Source organism: Butyrivibrio sp. INlla16 (assembly GCF_900104155.1).
GTDB lineage: Bacteria > Bacillota > Clostridia > Lachnospirales > Lachnospiraceae > Butyrivibrio.
Genome location: NZ_FMYB01000035.1, coordinates 1 through 16,427 on the forward strand (window position 1 = coordinate 1; position 16,427 = coordinate 16,427).

Consider the following 16,427-nt stretch of genomic DNA (forward strand, 5'->3'; position numbering starts at 1 on the left):
TACGTCTTATCAGCATTCCCTTCTGTGCACCGTACTGAACATGCTCATCAAGTTCGGTTAAAATCGTCCTTTCTTTTTTTATGTAGGTTTCGGAGGATTCCCTGCTGATTATATAATCAAGAACTGCCCTCCACTTGGAACCAAGTGGCTTTTTCCATTCATCAGGACAGAGCAGTTCTATTGCCCTGGAAAAGCCAAACTCATAAACTTCCACATCATTAACAGAGAGTATCTTTCTGTTAGACTCTACCAGACCATCCGGAGTAATCAGCCCGATATAGGTATCCACAGGCTGGGGGGTATTTTTTCCCCGGAACCCTTTTCGATGTACGCTTGTACAGGTAATATGAATCACCTTTTTTCTTGATGGTAGTCCCCTTAACGCGTTGTGCCTGAACCCATTCTGGATATACTTTTTCAGTCTTCATACCTTCCTCCTTTCGTATAGGTGGCGTATACCTATACTTTAGGTATATTATACCTCTACAGAGCAGAAAAAGGAAGAGGGAAAAGCACTTTTGTATAATGCTTTTCCCTCTAAGTTTCATCGCTAAAAGACCCTATATTTATTTTGCTTCATGAAACAACCCTAACTGTCATTCATAATCGAAGAAATTTCTTCCAGCGTCAAGGTCAAGCCTTAGCTGCCCCTTCAATGCCTCAACACCAGAAAATTTCTGTTCTTTTCTATGGAAAGTCAAAAGTGCAATCTCTAAATATTTTCCATAAATATCTTCGTCGAAATCATAGATATAAGTTTCAACGCTCACCTGTCCGCTGTCGGAAACCGTCGGCCTAAGTCCGATGTTGGTCATTCCATGATATTTTCTGCCATCAATTCTGACTTCAGAAAAATATACCCCGAAAGGTGGCAGGCACTTTTCAGAAGGCGGGAGCAGATTTACCGTAGGAAAGCCAATTGTTCTGCCAAGCTTTTTGCCATGTTCGACAAAGCCTCCCACATAGTAATGTTCTCCCAGAAGCTCAGATGCGCGCTCCATCTCAGCCTGAAGTATTTCCTCTTTTATAAAGCTTGAGCTAACATTCCTTCCGAACATCTGAAGTTTTTTTATGGCGTGAGTTCTGTAGCCGAGTTCGGGTGCAAGCTTATTTAAAAGAGCAAAATCGCCTCTTCCCTTGTATCCATAGGATAAGTCATCCCCTGCTGCAAGATAGGCTGCATTCATCTGCTCATGAAGGATTTTTCTGACAAAATCCTCCGGCGCCGTCCGTGCTGTCTCCGTATTCATCGGAAATTCCACAAGGATATCGACTCCAAGCTCCTCGAATTTGCGCCTTTTTTCATCCTTTGTGAGAAGCTGGGATAAAATGATATCCTTTTTTTCATTCTCATTTTTTGCCATAAGTTGTGAGAAAAATACAGCCGGCGGCGGATCAAAGGTAAAGATCGTCGCCTTCATACCCTGGTCTTTCTTATCAAGGATATGTTTTAGGAGCTTTTGATGCCCCATGTGGACTCCGTCAAATTTACCGATGGCTACTGCGGTTTTATCCTCTATATTAAATTGTGTGGTTCCGGATATTATCCGCATTTTTACCTCTCCGTATAGAAAAACTTCTCCACCTTGAACTGGCCGGTTCTGCCGTCGCATTTGTAAATGCCAAAGAATGTGCCGTCCTCAGCGTATACCCTCACTCTGGTGCCGTCAGCATAGAGCTTTTCGGGTTCTACAAAATCCTGCTCATCCTCGGGAGCTTCACTTACAAGATTCTCCACCTTGAAGCTGTTGCCGTTTTCAAGCATACGTCTGAAGCTGTCCTTAACAATACAATAGTCAAGGTCTCTGAAAAGGCTCTCAGTTGAGGCAACTATCGTATCCACTTTTCCTTCATCGCGAAGCTGCTCAATCTGATCAAGTGTGTGCGCAGTCTCGAGATGGAAGCTTCCTACAGCCGTTCTTGTAAGATGCTCCATTGCTGCGCCGCAGCCCAAAGCCTCACCTATATCGTTGCAAAGGGTTCTGATATATGTTCCCTTTGAACACTTAACTTCCATTGTGAAAACGTGCTCATCCTGAAGGTGGGATTCATCGAGAATTGTTATAGCCTCTATTTTGATTCTTCTTGGCTTTCTCTCGACTTCCTTGCCCTGTCTTGCAAGCTCATAGAGCTTCTTACCGTTTATCTTAATTGCGGAATACATGGGCGGAATCTGGTCATACTCACCTACAAAGCGTTTAACCGCTTCGTGAAGCTGCTCACTTGTGACATTGACCTCATTCTCGGAAAGCACTCTTCCCGACATATCCTGAGTGTCTGTCGTCACTCCAAGTCTGCAGACGGCGATATATTCTTTGTCATGATCCGTGAGCATGTCACAGAGCTTTGTCCCGTTCCCCAGGCAAATAACAAGGACTCCGACCGCATCCGGATCCAGAGTCCCTGTATGTCCGATCTTTTTCATTTTTAAAATGCCACGGAGGCGTGCCACCACATCACTAGATGTATAGCCAGCCTCCTTGTATACGTTTATCAGTCCGTTGTACATATAACCCCTTAGTTTGCAGCGAGAACGCCCTTCAAATCTCTCTCAATATACTCTGAAAGTGAGTTTATTATATCATGCTGGGTTCCGTTCATGGTACAGCCCGCAGCTCTTGAATGTCCGCCACCGCCGAAAAGCTCTGCGATCTTTGCAACATTCACTTTTCCCTTGGAGCGAAGGCTGACTTTGTACTCAAGGCTTCCGATCTCATACATGAAAATTGCACACTCCGTACCTGTTGTCAGAAGAAGCTGGCTTACTATTCCATCGAGATCACTGGACTCAGCGTGATAAAAATCCATCGTTTGTCTGGATACCACACTCACGATGCAGTCTCCGTGCATAAAAAGCATGCTCTCAAGAAGTGCTCGTCCCATTATCTGGTTCTGAACATATGTCTTCTCATAGAATACAGAATCAATAAGGCTTCCAAAATCAAAGCCGTAGCCTATTAAATCTGAAGCCACCTGCATGGTTGCGGGTGATGTGTTTGAATACTTGAAAACACCGGTATCCGTTATTATTCCCATGTAGATGGCCTTGGCTATCTCAGCGTCAAGCTTGTCCTTATCAATGCAATCATAAACAAGCTCACACGCTGAACTGGCTGTGGGAACAATATAATTCTCATCACCTGTTCCTTCGTTGCTGACATGATGGTCTATATTAACTGTCTTTTTTGCGGCATCAAAGAATTTCTCAGCATCTCCGAGTCTTTCTTTTCCACAGTCGAGGGCAAAGAAAATATCATAGCTGTCAACGTCAGTCTTAAAGTCCGATTTAACCTCAGCAGTAGCTTCGATTATCTTATAGCTCTCGGGAATCTTTTCAAGAAAAACGTCCACTTTGAGATTCGGATAATGCTTTTTTAAATAGAGATATAATGCCATTGTAGAGCCAACACAATCTCCGTCGGGGCGGATATGACCACCGATTCCGATAGTTTTGGCATCCTTTACGAGTTCATCTATTCTCATCTATTATTCTTCCTCTGTGGGTTCTTCGTCCACTTCTCCCCTTGCTGCCTTTGCAGCTGCGTCTTTTGCTGCAACTTCGTCAATTTTCTTCGACATATTGATGGCATACTCAATTGAATCATCCATGATGAATCTGAGCTCGGGGGTGTAACGCATATTGAGTTCCTTGGCTACTGTACTTCTGATGTAGCCGGCAGCGGATTTGAGGCCTTCCTCCGTGCGGAGTCTGTCCTCATCGTTGCCCATTACGGAAACCCATACTTTACAAGTCTTAAGATCAGGTGCAACCTCGACATCCATAACGGATGTCATGGGGCTGATCCTGGGGTCCTTGCTGTATCTGATTGCCTCAGATATGACCTTTTGTACTTCACCGTTTATACGGATATTTTTTATACTGTTTTTTCTCATATTTTTACTCCATGCCCCTCATCCGGCACTTCGTGCCACCTTGTCTACGCTCCGCTTCGGTCCGCGCTGGACCGACGTCCCCCGGACGTCGAGCGCCCCCAAGGGGAAGGCTTTTATTTTTTGCGCCCCCAAGGGGAAGGCTGTTATTTCTTGTCTAACTTCTCACGAGGAATCTCGACCATGATGTATGCTTCTACGATATCGCCTACATTGATCTGGTCAAAGCCGTCAAATACCATACCACACTCGTAGCCGTCCTTAACTTCCTTGACATCATCCTTAAATCTCTTAAGAGTTGCAAGATCGCCTTCGAATATCTGCTCACCATCTCTGGAGATGCGAACCTTGCAATCCTTCTGGACCATACCGTCAGTAACGATAGCACCGGCGATATTACCAACCTTAGATGCCTTGAAGAGCTGACGGATCTCAGCGTGTCCGATAACTTTCTCCTCGTATACAGGAGCAAGCATACCCTTCATAGCGTATTCAACATCCTCGATAGCCTGGTAGATAACTTTGTAAAGCTTGATCTCTACGCCTTCGTGCTCAGCTGTGCTCTTTGCAACCGCATCGGGACGAACGTCAAATCCGATGATGATCGCATTGGATGCAGCGGCAAGTGATACATCAGACTCAGTGATGGCACCTACACCGCCGTGGATAACCTTAACTACAACCTCGTCATTTGAAAGCTTAAGAAGACTTGCCTTAAGAGCTTCCACACTACCCTGAACATCAGCCTTGATAATGATATCAAGCTCTTTTAACTTACCTTCCTCAATCTTGGAATACAGATCATCGAGTGACATCTTAGCCTTGGTCTCCTCGATAAGATCCTTCTTCTGCTGCTGAAGGTATGTGTTAGCATACTGTTTTGCTTCCTTGTCACTCTGGTGTCCAAGGAATACCTCTCCTGCTCCCGGAACATCTGAAAGACCGAGAATCTCAACAGGCTGTGAAGGCTTAGCTTCTTTAAGTCTCTTACCCTTGTCATCTATCATCGCACGAACCTTACCGGAGCATGCACCTGCAGAAATGAAGTCTCCCACATGGAGTGTACCCTTCTGTACAAGTACGTTAGCAACAGGTCCGCGACCCTTATCAAGCTTAGCCTCGAGGACAAGACCTCTTGCCTCACGATTTGCGTTAGCCTTAAGCTCAAGGATGTCAGCGGTGATAAGGATTGTGTCAAGAAGCACATCCATACCCTCGCCGGTCTTAGCTGAAACAGGAACAAACTCTGTTGATCCGCCCCAATCTGTAGCAATAAGACCGTACTCTGTCATCTCCTGCTTAACTCTGTCAACGTTAGCACTGGGCTTATCAATCTTGTTGACAGCAACAATTATCTCAACGCCTGCAGCCTTAGCATGGTTGATAGCCTCGATTGTCTGAGGCATAACACCGTCATCCGCTGCAACAACGAGAACTGCAATATCTGTAGAATTTGCACCACGCATACGCATAGCTGTGAAAGCTTCGTGTCCGGGTGTATCAAGGAATGTGATCTTTCTATCCTGAACCTTGATCTGATAAGCACCGATACGCTGTGTGATACCACCGGCCTCTTTATCTGTAACGCTTGTGTCACGTATAGCATCAAGAAGTGATGTCTTACCATGATCGACGTGACCCATTACGCAGACAACCGGAGGTCTGGATGTAAGAAGACTCTCATCCTCCTCTTCCTCCTTAAGAAGTTCCTCGATAACGTCTACCTGAACTTCCTTCTCGCAGATGATATCATAATCGATCGCGATATTCTCAGCATCTTCGTATGAAAGCTCTGAGTTAACGGTAACGATCTGGCCTGCCATGAAGAGCTTCTTGATAATAGCTGAAGGCTGAAGCTTCATCTTATCGGCGAGTTCCTTGATCGTAAGCTTCTCAGGAATTGTGATAACCTTGATCTGCTCCTCAGGCTCCTCTACCTTTTTAACTTCAGGCTTAATGAAGCGACCAACCCTCTTACTTCTGGGCATCATCTCTTCATTCTCTTCATAAATATGATCTTTCTTAGATCTCTTATCCTTATCCTGGCCGGAGCGTCTCTTTCCTTCGCCCTTACCGCCTTCGTTCAAGGGAGCTGCGTCAAATCCACCTCTTCCCTGTCCTTTTGCAAAATCTTTTCCTTTGCCCTGCTGACGGTCGCCGGGTCTTCCCTGTGCGCCCTGTCCGGGTCTTGCTCCGCCCATATTCTGACGGGGAGCACCCTGAGCTGCACCTCTTCTGTCGTTCTGAGAGCCTCTGCGCTGCTGGCCGCCCTGATCTCTTCCTTCTCCTCTTCTGAGTTCTCCGCCTCTGTTCTCACGGTTATCACGGTTATCGCGATTCTCGCGGTTTACACGGTTCTCACGATTCTCAGTCTGAGGCTTCTGCTGTGCCTCTGCTGCTACAGGCTTTGCAGGTGTCTCTGCTGCCTGTACAGGCTTCTTAGCAGGTTCTGTTTTAGGTGTCTCTACCTTAGCAGGCTTTGCTGCAGTCTCCTGATATTTAGGTATATCTGTGTTATAAGACTCAAGCTGTGACGGTGCTGTCAAAGGCTTGATCGGATGATATACATTCTGTGAACGGGCAAATGTACCCTGTTTCTGACCTCCTCTGTTATTATCACGGTTCTGGTTCTTATTCTGGGTACCGCGATTCTGATTATTCTGGTTACCCTGGAAATTGCCGTTCTTTGAGTTATTGGGGTTGGTTACAAAAATGATATTCTTCTTCTTTTTAACCGCACCTTCACCTTCGGGCTTTTTCTTAAGGGGCTTCTGAGCCTTTTTATCATCGGACGAAGAAGTAGCTTTTGACGCATCCTCTTTTGAAGCTGCCTGCTCTTTTACTTCCTTTGCAGGAGCCTCAGCCTTCTCCTTTTTAGCATCTGCCTTTCCGCTTCCGAAGTGTTTCCTTACCTTCTCCGCATCATCGTCTTCGACTGAACTTGTTGATCTCTTTGCAGCCTCAACACCCTGCTCCTGCAGGTATGCCACAAGCTCCTTACTTTCAACACCAAGTTCCGAAGCGAGTTCGGATATTTTAATTTTCGACATTCGCATTTCCTCCGTACAATTCATCTACGCGTAAGTTCTTCTGAAAGCTTTTTGCAAATCCCATGTCCGTGATTGCAATACTCGTTCGAACTTCTTTGCCGATCGCATGTCCTAGCTTCTCTTTGTCCCCAAACATGAAAAACGGCACATCATAATAATCACATTTATCCCGGAATTTCTTGCCCGTATTATTTGAAGCATCGCTGCTCACAATAACCATACAGGCTTTCCCGCTCTTTATGGCATTCTCAACCGCAAACTCACCGCTTACAAGTTTTCCTGCCTTTTGACATAATCCGAGCAGAGAGTAAATTTTGTTTTCATCCATTTACCTCAAGCTCCTTCTTTAACTGTTCCAGAGTTTCCTCCGGAATGCTGACCTTAAGTGATCTCTCAAGACCTTTTCTCTTGATGGCCTTCTCAAGACACCCGGCATCCCTGCATACATAAGCGCCTCTTCCGTTCGCACGTCCAGTCGGATCCAAATGAATCTCTCCGTTCGTATCCCGGATAACGCGGATCAACATCGCTTTTTCCTTGCTTTCTCCGCAACCGACGCATTTTCGCATAGGTTTCTTTTTTTCCATAATTATCCTTTATATATAGTAATGAAGCATTCTGTAATTACTCTTCCTCGGAAGTCTCTTCCTCAGCATCAGCTGCAGCCTCTTCCTCGTACTCAGCCTCTTCGTATTCTCCGTCCTCGGCGTACTCACCCTCTTCGGTGTACTCGCCTTCCTCGTACTCATCGTACTCTTCCTCATCATCCATGTAATCCTCGATGCGGAATCCGGGAGCATCCTTAGCCTGAGTCTCACTCTTGATATCAATCTTATAACCTGTAAGACGTGCAGCAAGTCTTGCGTTCTGACCTTCCTTACCGATTGCAAGTGAGAGCTGGTAATCAGGAACAACTACCTTTGCGCTCTTCTCATCGGGATCAGCGAAAACTGCAACAATCTTTGCAGGTGAAAGTGCATTCTGAATAAGGTTTCCGGGGTTCTCATCCCAGTTAACGATATCGATCTTCTCACCGTTGAGCTCATCAACAATAAGGTTAACTCTGCTTCCGTTCACACCAACGCAGGCACCAACCGCATCAACGTTGGGGTTATTGGAATAAACAGCAATCTTTGTACGATTGCCGGCTTCTCTGGCAATACTCTTAATCTCAACTGTTCCATCCTGAATCTCAGCAACTTCCTGCTCGAAGAGTCTCTTAACGAGATCGGGATGTGTACGGGATACAAGAATTCTGGGACCCTTGTTTCCGTTTCTAACTTCAAGAATGTAAACCTTGATACGCTCTGTGGGACGATAGTGCTCAGTCTTAACCTGCTCGTTCTCATTGAGCATAGCGTCAGCCTTACCAAGGTTGATGCTGATATTTTTACCGATGAATCTCTGAACTACACCTGTAACGATGTCATGCTCATGCTCATAATACTCGCTGTAGATCGCGTCCTTCTCCTCCTCGCGGATCTTCTGAAGGATTACGTTCTTCGCATTCTGTGTTGCGATACGTCCGAATTCCTTGGAATTAAGTGAAACCGCAACAATATCGCCGATCTGCGCCTTGGGATCGATCTTATGTGCATCATCAAGACAGATCTCAAGAAGGGGATCCATTACGTCGTCCTCGAGCTCAACAACTTCCTTGTCTGCGAAGCATCTGAAATCGCAGGTATCGCGATCAACTTCAACACGGATGTTCTCAGCTCTGCCAAAGTTGTTCTTGCAGGCAGTGATGAGTGAGTTCTCGATAGCATCAAACAGAGAATCTCTGCTTATGTTCTTCTCCTTCTCAAGCAAATCGAGTGCGTCCATCAATTCTTTACTCATAGTTTTTTTCTCCTTGATCTATGAAAGTTTGTGAATATACATATTTAATGTTAAAAGTCCAGCGTAAGCTTAACGCTTGAAACTTCTTTTCTAATGAATGTTTTGTCTCCGGTGGGAGTTTCGATTGTGATTGTATCGGAATCGTAACTCTTTAAATTTCCGGTGAACTCCTTGGTGCCGTCCTGAGCCTTGTAAAGCTTGACGTCAACCTCCTGGCCTAAGCTGTTCTCAAAATGTCTGTCCTTTTTAAGTGCTCTGCCAAGTCCCGGACTACTGACTTCAAGGATGTACTCCTCGTCGATGAAGTCATGTTCATCAAGAGCATCGGAGAGCTCGTGGCTGACATCCACGCATTTGTTAATATCAACTCCGCCATCTCTGTCAATGTAAGCTCGCAGGTACCACTGTCCCGCTTCCTTAACAAATTCGACGTCGTAGATTCGAACTTCGTTCTTCTCAACTATTGGTTTAAGAAGAGCTTCTGTCTTGTTCTCTATTTCTTCTCTTCTGGACATAGGATATACCTCTTATGCAATGGTACATAGAATTCTTTACAAATGCACTTGCATAGAAAAAGTGGACTCTTGCAAGTCCACTTCTAGTCTGAATTATTATTAAGTTACAAGTGTAATGTAGCACCACTGCTGCTTTTTGTCAAGTAAAGATTGTGTAAAGCCCGTATCCATCAAAGTCCCTGCATCATAGGCTTGATTGTTCTCTCTATAGCCTTGAGCATTGCATAAGTGATAAAAGTATCTATAGGCAGCATTATTGCATTGGATAATACTCTTCCCGGAAGCATCGCAATTATCGCCTGATCGTAAAGCATCTTGAGCCAGAGTGAATTGAGTCCGATATTTACGAATACTTTGACAATAAGCTGAGCCACAAAGATTCTCGGAAAAGTTATGTTCTTTTTATAAAAAGCGAAGCCATAGATAATTCCGCCAAGAGCCGCACTGATTGTAAAGCCCGGGAAGAAATCGCCTGAGGGCTGTAAAAACCACTTGATGATATCAAGCGCCGCTCCGAAGATAGCACCTACCGCAGGTCCGAAGAGATAGTCCACAACCTGATTCGGAAGTCCCGAGAAACCGATTCTGATAAACTGACCGATTCTGATGGTAGCTACATAGCCGAGGATGATCGCTACAGCAGCCATCATTCCGCAGAACACTACGTTTCGTAGGCTCTTGAACTCATTCAGGGATCTGAGCCATCTGTTTACACTGATCTCATTTGCTTCATTAACTGTTACATTTTTCTGCATAAAAACACCTCCTAATGCATTCCACAGTATGCACAAGGAGGTGTCTGAAATTACAACACATTCGATATGCTACAGTGGGAACCGAATCCGACACCGCGGTTGCCCTTCGTCCTTCTGGCAGTCCCTGTCCAGATGGCACTTAACGCACCGGATTCTACTCTGCTTGTTTTTGTTTACGAGACTAATTATACCAATAAACCTCGTCCCGTCAATACGTTCAGATAATCTTATCAAAAGTGTCAGCGAGTGCAGGATAAATGTTCTTGAACTGCTGATATCTTGCCTCATACTTCTCAACAAGAGCGGGATCAGGCTTCTCGGTCTTATCAACCTTAACGATAGCAGCCGCAGCATCCTCAACACTTGCGTAAGCGCCGCATGCAACCATGGCAAGCATAGCGCCGCCCATGCCTGGTCCCTCTTCGCAAACAGGAACATCTACTTCTATATTAAGAATGTTCGCAATCATTTTTCTCCAGAGAGGACTCTTAGCACCACCGCCGCAGATCATAGTTCTCTCGGGCTTAACGCCGATGCTCTTGGCAACTTCGTACATATCTCTTGTAGCGAAAGCAACGCCCTCGAGCACTGCCTGAGTCATATCCTCTCTTGTGGTATCCATTGTAATGCCTGTGAAAGTAGCGCGGGCATTCGGATTATTCCAGGGAGATCTCTCACCCATAAGGTAAGGAAGGAAGAATACGTGGTTCTCGCCAAGCTTCTCAATACCCTTCTGCTCTGCTGCATAATCCTTGGTCTTAAGAATCTCATCATTCCACCACTTGTTGCAGCTTGCTGCGCTGAGCATGCAGCCCATGAGATGGAAGTGTCCGTCTGCGTGGTCAAAGGAATGAAGCGCATTGTTGCTGTCCACTGCGAAGTTATTGGAGGACATGAAAATTGTTCCGCTGGTTCCAAGTGAAATGTTGCACTTGTTGTTACCTACTGTACCTGTTCCAACAGCAGCTGCTGCGTTGTCGCCTGCACCTGCTGCCACAACTACGCCGCTCTTAAGTCCAAGCTCGGAAGAAAGCTCTGCTGTGAGCTCGCCAACCTTCTCATAACTCTCATAAAGCCCCGGAAGCATATCTGTAGTGATGTCGCAAAGCTTGCACATCTCTTCAGACCACTTGCGGTTCTTAACGTCAAGAAGGAGCATCCCTGATGCATCAGAGTAATCTGTGCAGAAAGTTCCTGTGAATTTATATGCAAGATAATCCTTGGGAAGCATTATCTTCTTAATCTTCTTGAAGTTCTCAGGCTCGTTCTCCTTGATCCAGAGAATCTTAGGAGCTGTGAATCCTGCGAAAGCAATATTTGCTGTGTACTCGGAAAGCTTATCCTTACCGATCTCGTTATTAAGGTAATCTACCTGCTTCTGAGTTCTGCCGTCATTCCAAAGGATTGCGGGACGGATAACGTTGTCATTCTCATCAAGAATAACAAGACCATGCATCTGTCCACCAAAGCTGATGCCGGCAACCTGTGACTTATCAACATCCTTAAGAAGTTCCTTAAGTCCCTCTACAGCCTGTGTGTACCAGTCCTCAGGCTTCTGCTCTGACCAACCGGGCTGCGGGAAATATAAAGGATACTCCCTTGTGGCTGTGCCGTGAATCTTACCTGTCTCATCCATGAGTACAAGCTTAACCGATGATGTTCCAAGATCTACACCTATGTAAAGCATATGTAACCTCCCAATTTCTTTTGTGTCTTTTTTTACTTTTTTCATGCCATATGTCCCGGTGAAAAGTCATCCCCAACGACACTATCGCACAATGATAATTATAATGTTTTTTGTCTATCTTGGCATTACACTTTTTGCTTTTTAATTCCTAATTGTTGCAATAACATTTTTTGCCTTTTTTGCCTTTTGAAATTTTTTTTAATTTTTTTCAAAAAAGTACTTGCATTATTTTGGAAGTTGTAATAATATAATCAAGTCGCCAAACGAAAGGCGACAACAAATAAACAATATGGCTCGTTGGTCAAGCGGCTAAGACGCTGCCCTCTCACGGCAGAATCAGCGGTTCGATTCCGCTACGAGCTACTGACTGTGTAAACAGCCCAACCCTATCGTCCAAACTACCAAGTAGTTTGGATTTTTTATTGTTTATTTTAATATTTTCCGTAAGTCGGCTTCATCTGCCTTAGGGAGAATGTTTGAAAACTGCCCGAGAATCTTTTCGTAGGATTCCTCGGGTGTTCTTTTGTAGACTTTATCTCTGAATTTTTTACCGAAAAATTTCTCGGGAGTTGTATACTCTGCTATTCCCCAGCCGTACTGGTTGCCAAACTTATCCGTCGCGTACTTGAAATCACTGGTGATTATATAGCACTGCTTTTGAAGTCTTGTGATCATGGTATCGTAGCCCTTCTTGCCGCCCTTACCGTAATCGCCGAGCTTCTTCAGCGGTTTTGAGAGAATCGGTGCATTGGCATCTATCAGCTCGAACAGTTCCTTGTCGTGGTAGGAAGCAAGTCCGTCATCATATCTGGCATCGAAATCATAGCCGTCTCTGCGAAAATTAGCAAAATCCGGAAACCACTTGGAGCTGATATACATAGCCTTGCCTTTAAGGAATTTCCCGTAGGCGCACTTCATCTTATTGATGACGGGACCCTTCCACTCCCAGGCATCCCAGAAGCTGTCACTTCCGCCGTACCAACATTTCGGATCAATGTGCTCCTCAATTGAAAAGCCCTCTATCTCATTTTCGAAAAACGGAACAAAACCCATTTCATCGATGATGGCCATAAGATCATCCATTGAGCTTATTACGAATTCATCTGAAAATGTCATACTTCCTCCCTTTTGCTTTTCAGAAAAAGCACTCAGGAATCTCCTTGATTCCTCTCGCCCTGCAAAGTGCTGAGGTAGGCCCCCTGAATTCGAGCGGTTTTCCATCGATATCGGTAATCGTGCAACCGGCTTCCTGTGCTATAAGCGCAGCCGCAGCATAGTCCCATAACTGGACTCTCATCTCGAAATATAAAGCGCATCTGCCAAGAGCGACGCAGCACATATCCCACGCCGCGGTTCCGGATCTTCGTAGGTCTACGCAAAGAGGGAGAATCTTCTTTGCTATCTCAAAGGTTCTCTCCTGAAGCCCCGCGTAGTAAGGCGCTGTGCCAAATACCACCAGCGAATCAGAAAGCGGTGCCTCGGTAGACATTATTCTTTCGCCGTTCATGTATGCGCCTTGTCCCGCCTGTGCTGAAAGCATCATGTCATCAAACGGGTTATAGATTACTGCCATATGCGGTTTTCCATCCTTCAAAAGGCCTATAGAAACCACTGACGGTCTGTATTCATAAATAAAATTGGAGGTTCCGTCAATCGGATCAAGCACAAAACAGTAGCCTTTTTCCATTTTTGCTGTAAACTCGTCCTGACCATCCTCTTCTCCGAGAAACTGGGCTTCGGGAAGCACTTCTTGCAGATTCTCTATAAGAAACGCCTGAATCTTTTCATCCGTCTCTGTGCAAAAATTGGCATGCCCGGCCTTCTCTGTTATCTTGGGGCGCTCGGCATTTTTCATTATGTCTCCGGCCTTGCGCGCAATATTTATTATGTCTTCAATCATTATTCCATTCCTTTCAAAAGAGGCTCCTCGGCGCGGTTGATAACCTCCGAAACGTCTTTGTCATTTTCCTCATATACAGACATTCCGATGGAAACCTCATACCTGTGCCAGGGGATATTATCGCTGCTTTCAACCGACCGCCTGAATGCATCCGAAAGCTCAGCCATTAGTTCGCCTCGCTCATAGTAATCACTGCCTGATATGACTACTGCAAATTCTGTCGGCTTAATTCTGTAAACCTGGGAGTTGATGTACACTCCGCAAATTAACTTGCATGAACCTAAGATATACTCATCGCCCTTATCCTGTCCATGCTTTTTATTAATCTCATCCACATTTTTAAGGCTGATCAAAACTATTCCGAAATTGGCTGCTCCGTGCTGTATATCCAGATTCAAAGATTCCTCTGTCTTTTCAAAAGCGACTTTGTTCTTAACACGAGTGAGCGGATCCTGAATCTCCAAAATAGGATTTTCCACTGAATACCTCGAAGTTATTACTCTGTTTTTTCCACTGTGTTTTCCAAGCCGTCAGCTTGGCTCTTTTCATGTTCATGAACATAATGCTTCATTGCCCCCTAAATCACGTTGATGCTTTTAGTGAACATAGTTATTCATTATCAAAATTCCGTAATATAAGTATACTATCGTGCAAACAAAATGCTCAAATTAAAGTTTTATGAAAACAATCACCATGAAAGTCTACTTGTGGTTACAAGTTTCTGATAACTGCTAAATTCGGCCTCGTCTGCTGAATCTCCCTCAAGGGTGTAGCCCACAGGAAGCACTTTGGTCTCTAGCTCCTCTATTTTGTACAGTCTTCCTGCCAGGTATTCATCCAGGTATAGTGCTATATCTGAAAGGCGTTGTTTTAAGCCTCCGATTCTGACTGTCTGAACCTCGAAGCCGAAAGATTTGTTTTCATAGAGCCACTGCTTTCTGAAGGCTTCATAGAAGTCATCGAGGAGATTGATTATTTGCGGGATTTCTTTTGCTATGACTTTTAACGTTTGTGTGTTGTTTGCCTGGTAGGCCTTTCTAAGTCTGCATCCAAGGTCCGCTTTATGTGCTAATATCAGGCAGAGTTTTCCCATTGAATCAAAAATATGGTCAAAGCGACGCTCACCTTTTCGGGTTACATCGAAAAGTTTCTGGGCAGTTTTTTCATAGTAAGAAGAGATGCCGTCCGGAACAAGGCTGTCAAAGGAGCCAAGCAACGGATCGTTAAAAAGCAGTATCTTGGAGAGGTTGTTTTTCTTTTTACCTTCGCAGTTTGGATTAACAAGGTCAAGGAGCATGAATTCTTCAAGCGTGTAACCGGTGATGGCTGTAAATGTTTGCACTTTGTCTTCCTTGGAACCGGAATTGTTGTCAGTAGGTAGTTTTCCGCCAAGTCTTGGAGCTTCATAGAGCACAGGCAGTACCGCAAAAATACTGCACTCGGTGCCATCATCTCCCCAGGCAGTCATTACTACAGAATCTATATCTTTTGAGAGGCAGGCCTTTATTGCCGCCTTTGTAATAAGAAGGCTGTAGGAATTGTAAGGCGCAAAGCCCATCCATCTCCAGGCGCCGCCTGCAAATGAGATATTTGAGGTGAGAGCCTTATGCTGATCCAGGAGCATCTCGTAGTGTTTTTCATCTGTACTGTAATAATCCCAATAGACAAGCTCAAGTCCGTCCGGAATTTTAATTTTGGACAGATTTTCAGATAGTTCCTTGGCAGCTTCGCTGTTTTCCGTTCCATATGCTCCAGCTGTAAGAAGTCTGAAAAACATGTCGCTCCACATCTGGGGCTGCAAGCCGTACTTTTTGCATATTTTCACAACTAGCTCAAGGTGTTCAAGGATGATATCAACCCTGTTCCGATAGCCGTGAAGTTCAAGATATTTTCCAAGTCCCACCATGTGAGCTTCATCCATTCCGATATTCACTTTTTGTGTGGAGTAAGTCTCGGAGACGGTTTTCAAGATGTTATCGATAAGTTCCTGCGTGCGCGGATTCCCAACAAGCAGGATGTCATTGACATCTATGCATTCGCTGTATTCAGAGTATCCGGTAATCTGATTGATGTGAGCCAGTGTCTGAATGTAGGGCCGAAGCTCCATGCCAAGGCTGTGCGCATAGGTATCGGCTTCCTGTATTTCTTCTCTTGTATAGCGGCCTCTTTGATGTCCAAAGTATGGCTCACCTGTCACCTCTATTGTATCCTCGGTATAGAGTCCTATGTAGTCATAGCCAAATTCATGGCATATTTTTATGAGCTCCTTTAATGCAGTTATGTTCAGGACTGCATTTCTCGAGCAATCTACCATAACACCCAGTTCGCGAAGTTTTGTGATACTCATGGAGGCTCCTTTCTTTCATGGTTAATCTATATTTTTCTTGATGTGAGTTTTTTAGCGACAATGTTTTTCTTGATGTATGTCGGTTATTACCAAGAAAAGAATTGATTTGCAATTTTCTTGGTACTCTTTTTGATGGTTGCTACCATGATTGTCTTTAATTTTTGTTTATCTTGGTATACTTTTGTATGACCTTTACCCAGATATATGTTGTTTTCTATTTTTCTTGGCTGTAACTTGTTTGATTTGTACCCATATATTTGTTATTTCTATCTTTCTTGGTAATGACTTCAGTAGACTTCACCAAGATATTTGCAATTTAGACTTTTTCTTGGTAACTATTGAAGTTTCTTATACCAAGATAATCGGTAAACAGCATTTATCTTGGTAAGCATAATTCAGCACGAAGAACATACAACAAGGCATTTGACTCTATCTATTCC

Annotated in this window: 16 protein-coding genes, 1 tRNA gene, 1 pseudogene and 1 riboswitch; of the genes and pseudogenes, 1 reads left to right on the plus strand and 17 read right to left on the minus strand. The window is 44.6% G+C overall.

The window, feature by feature from the left end:
• The 13 genes and pseudogenes from BLR42_RS23330 to xylB form a co-directional block, all read right to left on the minus strand.
• Window positions 1–289 (minus strand): annotated as a pseudogene (locus BLR42_RS23330) (hypothetical protein); the annotation flags it as partial.
• Window positions 240–428 (minus strand): hypothetical protein, encoded by a 189-nt coding sequence (locus BLR42_RS14975; protein ID WP_207648556.1) that lies wholly within the window; start codon window positions 426–428, stop codon window positions 240–242. The gene BLR42_RS14975 and the pseudogene BLR42_RS23330, both read right to left, overlap by 50 nt.
• A gap of 168 nt (window positions 429–596) precedes the next feature.
• Window positions 597–1,553: a riboflavin biosynthesis protein RibF gene (ribF, locus tag BLR42_RS14980; protein ID WP_091870793.1), complete on the minus strand. Its 957-nt coding sequence runs from the start codon at window positions 1,551–1,553 to the stop codon at window positions 597–599.
• Between the two features lie 2 nt (window positions 1,554–1,555).
• The gene (gene truB, locus BLR42_RS14985; RefSeq protein WP_022761951.1) at window positions 1,556–2,509 is read right to left on the minus strand and encodes a tRNA pseudouridine(55) synthase TruB; all 954 of its coding nucleotides are present in this window, start codon (window positions 2,507–2,509) and stop codon (window positions 1,556–1,558) included.
• An 8-nt stretch (window positions 2,510–2,517) separates the two neighbouring features.
• A complete protein-coding gene (locus tag BLR42_RS14990) occupies window positions 2,518–3,483 on the minus strand; it encodes a DHH family phosphoesterase (protein WP_091870796.1) in 966 nt (321 codons plus the stop codon).
• Window positions 3,484–3,486: 3 nt separating this feature from the next.
• Window positions 3,487–3,894 (minus strand): 30S ribosome-binding factor RbfA, encoded by a 408-nt coding sequence (gene rbfA / locus BLR42_RS14995; RefSeq protein ID WP_022761953.1) that lies wholly within the window; start codon window positions 3,892–3,894, stop codon window positions 3,487–3,489.
• Between the two features lie 143 nt (window positions 3,895–4,037).
• Window positions 4,038–6,941 (minus strand): translation initiation factor IF-2, encoded by a 2,904-nt coding sequence (gene infB / locus BLR42_RS15000; RefSeq protein WP_091870799.1) that lies wholly within the window; start codon window positions 6,939–6,941, stop codon window positions 4,038–4,040.
• Window positions 6,928–7,269: a L7Ae/L30e/S12e/Gadd45 family ribosomal protein gene (locus BLR42_RS15005; RefSeq protein WP_022763102.1), complete on the minus strand. Its 342-nt coding sequence runs from the start codon at window positions 7,267–7,269 to the stop codon at window positions 6,928–6,930. The genes infB and BLR42_RS15005 overlap by 14 nt, the downstream gene beginning before the upstream one ends.
• Complete coding sequence (gene rnpM, locus BLR42_RS15010) at window positions 7,262–7,528, minus strand: RNase P modulator RnpM (RefSeq protein WP_022763101.1); 267 nt, start codon at window positions 7,526–7,528, stop codon at window positions 7,262–7,264. Before rnpM ends, BLR42_RS15005 begins: the two co-directional genes overlap by 8 nt.
• Window positions 7,529–7,565: 37 nt before the next feature.
• A complete protein-coding gene (gene nusA / locus BLR42_RS15015) occupies window positions 7,566–8,783 on the minus strand; it encodes a transcription termination factor NusA (protein WP_022763100.1) in 1,218 nt (405 codons plus the stop codon).
• Between the two features lie 50 nt (window positions 8,784–8,833).
• The gene (gene rimP / locus BLR42_RS15020) at window positions 8,834–9,298 is read right to left on the minus strand and encodes a ribosome maturation factor RimP (RefSeq protein ID WP_091870801.1); all 465 of its coding nucleotides are present in this window, start codon (window positions 9,296–9,298) and stop codon (window positions 8,834–8,836) included.
• Between the two features lie 170 nt (window positions 9,299–9,468).
• Window positions 9,469–10,053, minus strand: coding sequence for a folate family ECF transporter S component (locus tag BLR42_RS15025; RefSeq protein WP_091870804.1), 585 nt, complete (start codon window positions 10,051–10,053; stop codon window positions 9,469–9,471).
• A gap of 70 nt (window positions 10,054–10,123) precedes the next feature.
• A riboswitch (THF riboswitch) is annotated at window positions 10,124–10,217 on the minus strand.
• 53 nt (window positions 10,218–10,270) lie between these two features.
• A complete protein-coding gene (gene xylB, locus BLR42_RS15030; protein ID WP_026498089.1) occupies window positions 10,271–11,740 on the minus strand; it encodes a xylulokinase in 1,470 nt (489 codons plus the stop codon).
• A 291-nt stretch (window positions 11,741–12,031) separates the two neighbouring features.
• On the opposite strand from xylB, the gene BLR42_RS15035 reads away from it, so the two are divergent.
• A tRNA-Glu gene (locus tag BLR42_RS15035) sits at window positions 12,032–12,103 on the plus strand.
• Window positions 12,104–12,166: 63 nt separating this feature from the next.
• On the opposite strand, the gene BLR42_RS15040 is transcribed toward BLR42_RS15035, so the two are convergent.
• The 4 genes from BLR42_RS15040 to BLR42_RS15055 all read right to left on the minus strand — a co-directional run bounded on the left by BLR42_RS15040 (window position 12,167) and on the right by BLR42_RS15055 (window position 15,987).
• Window positions 12,167–12,856, minus strand: coding sequence for an AlkZ-related protein (locus BLR42_RS15040; RefSeq protein WP_091870806.1), 690 nt, complete (start codon window positions 12,854–12,856; stop codon window positions 12,167–12,169).
• A gap of 19 nt (window positions 12,857–12,875) precedes the next feature.
• Window positions 12,876–13,640, minus strand: a complete 765-nt coding sequence (locus tag BLR42_RS15045; protein ID WP_091870809.1) for an inositol monophosphatase family protein — start codon at window positions 13,638–13,640, stop codon at window positions 12,876–12,878.
• Entirely contained in the window at window positions 13,640–14,119 is a 480-nt protein-coding gene (locus tag BLR42_RS15050) for a GGDEF domain-containing protein (RefSeq protein WP_170832808.1), read from the minus strand. The genes BLR42_RS15045 and BLR42_RS15050 overlap by 1 nt, the downstream gene beginning before the upstream one ends.
• Before the next feature lie 209 nt (window positions 14,120–14,328).
• A complete protein-coding gene (locus tag BLR42_RS15055; protein WP_091870815.1) occupies window positions 14,329–15,987 on the minus strand; it encodes a beta-N-acetylhexosaminidase in 1,659 nt (552 codons plus the stop codon).
• Window positions 15,988–16,427: the final 440 nt, after the last annotated feature.

What these genes read in the sequence shown, in the direction of transcription:
- BLR42_RS14975 (WP_207648556.1), bottom strand. Translation starts at nt 428, where the DNA reads ATGAAGACTGAAAAAGTATATCCAGAATGGGTTCAGGCACAACGCGTT.
- BLR42_RS15055 (WP_091870815.1), bottom strand. Translation starts at nt 15,987, where the DNA reads ATGAGTATCACAAAACTTCGCGAACTGGGTGTTATGGTAGATTGCTCG.
- infB (WP_091870799.1), bottom strand. Translation starts at nt 6,941, where the DNA reads ATGTCGAAAATTAAAATATCCGAACTCGCTTCGGAACTTGGTGTTGAA.
- nusA (WP_022763100.1), bottom strand. Translation starts at nt 8,783, where the DNA reads ATGAGTAAAGAATTGATGGACGCACTCGATTTGCTTGAGAAGGAGAAG.
- BLR42_RS15045 (WP_091870809.1), bottom strand. Translation starts at nt 13,640, where the DNA reads ATGATTGAAGACATAATAAATATTGCGCGCAAGGCCGGAGACATAATG.
- xylB (WP_026498089.1), bottom strand. Translation starts at nt 11,740, where the DNA reads ATGCTTTACATAGGTGTAGATCTTGGAACATCATCGGTTAAGCTTGTA.
- BLR42_RS15005 (WP_022763102.1), bottom strand. Translation starts at nt 7,269, where the DNA reads ATGGATGAAAACAAAATTTACTCTCTGCTCGGATTATGTCAAAAGGCA.
- BLR42_RS15040 (WP_091870806.1), bottom strand. Translation starts at nt 12,856, where the DNA reads ATGACATTTTCAGATGAATTCGTAATAAGCTCAATGGATGATCTTATG.
- BLR42_RS15025 (WP_091870804.1), bottom strand. Translation starts at nt 10,053, where the DNA reads ATGCAGAAAAATGTAACAGTTAATGAAGCAAATGAGATCAGTGTAAAC.
- ribF (WP_091870793.1), bottom strand. Translation starts at nt 1,553, where the DNA reads ATGCGGATAATATCCGGAACCACACAATTTAATATAGAGGATAAAACC.
- rimP (WP_091870801.1), bottom strand. Translation starts at nt 9,298, where the DNA reads ATGTCCAGAAGAGAAGAAATAGAGAACAAGACAGAAGCTCTTCTTAAA.
- rnpM (WP_022763101.1), bottom strand. Translation starts at nt 7,528, where the DNA reads ATGGAAAAAAAGAAACCTATGCGAAAATGCGTCGGTTGCGGAGAAAGC.
- rbfA (WP_022761953.1), bottom strand. Translation starts at nt 3,894, where the DNA reads ATGAGAAAAAACAGTATAAAAAATATCCGTATAAACGGTGAAGTACAA.
- truB (WP_022761951.1), bottom strand. Translation starts at nt 2,509, where the DNA reads ATGTACAACGGACTGATAAACGTATACAAGGAGGCTGGCTATACATCT.
- BLR42_RS14990 (WP_091870796.1), bottom strand. Translation starts at nt 3,483, where the DNA reads ATGAGAATAGATGAACTCGTAAAGGATGCCAAAACTATCGGAATCGGT.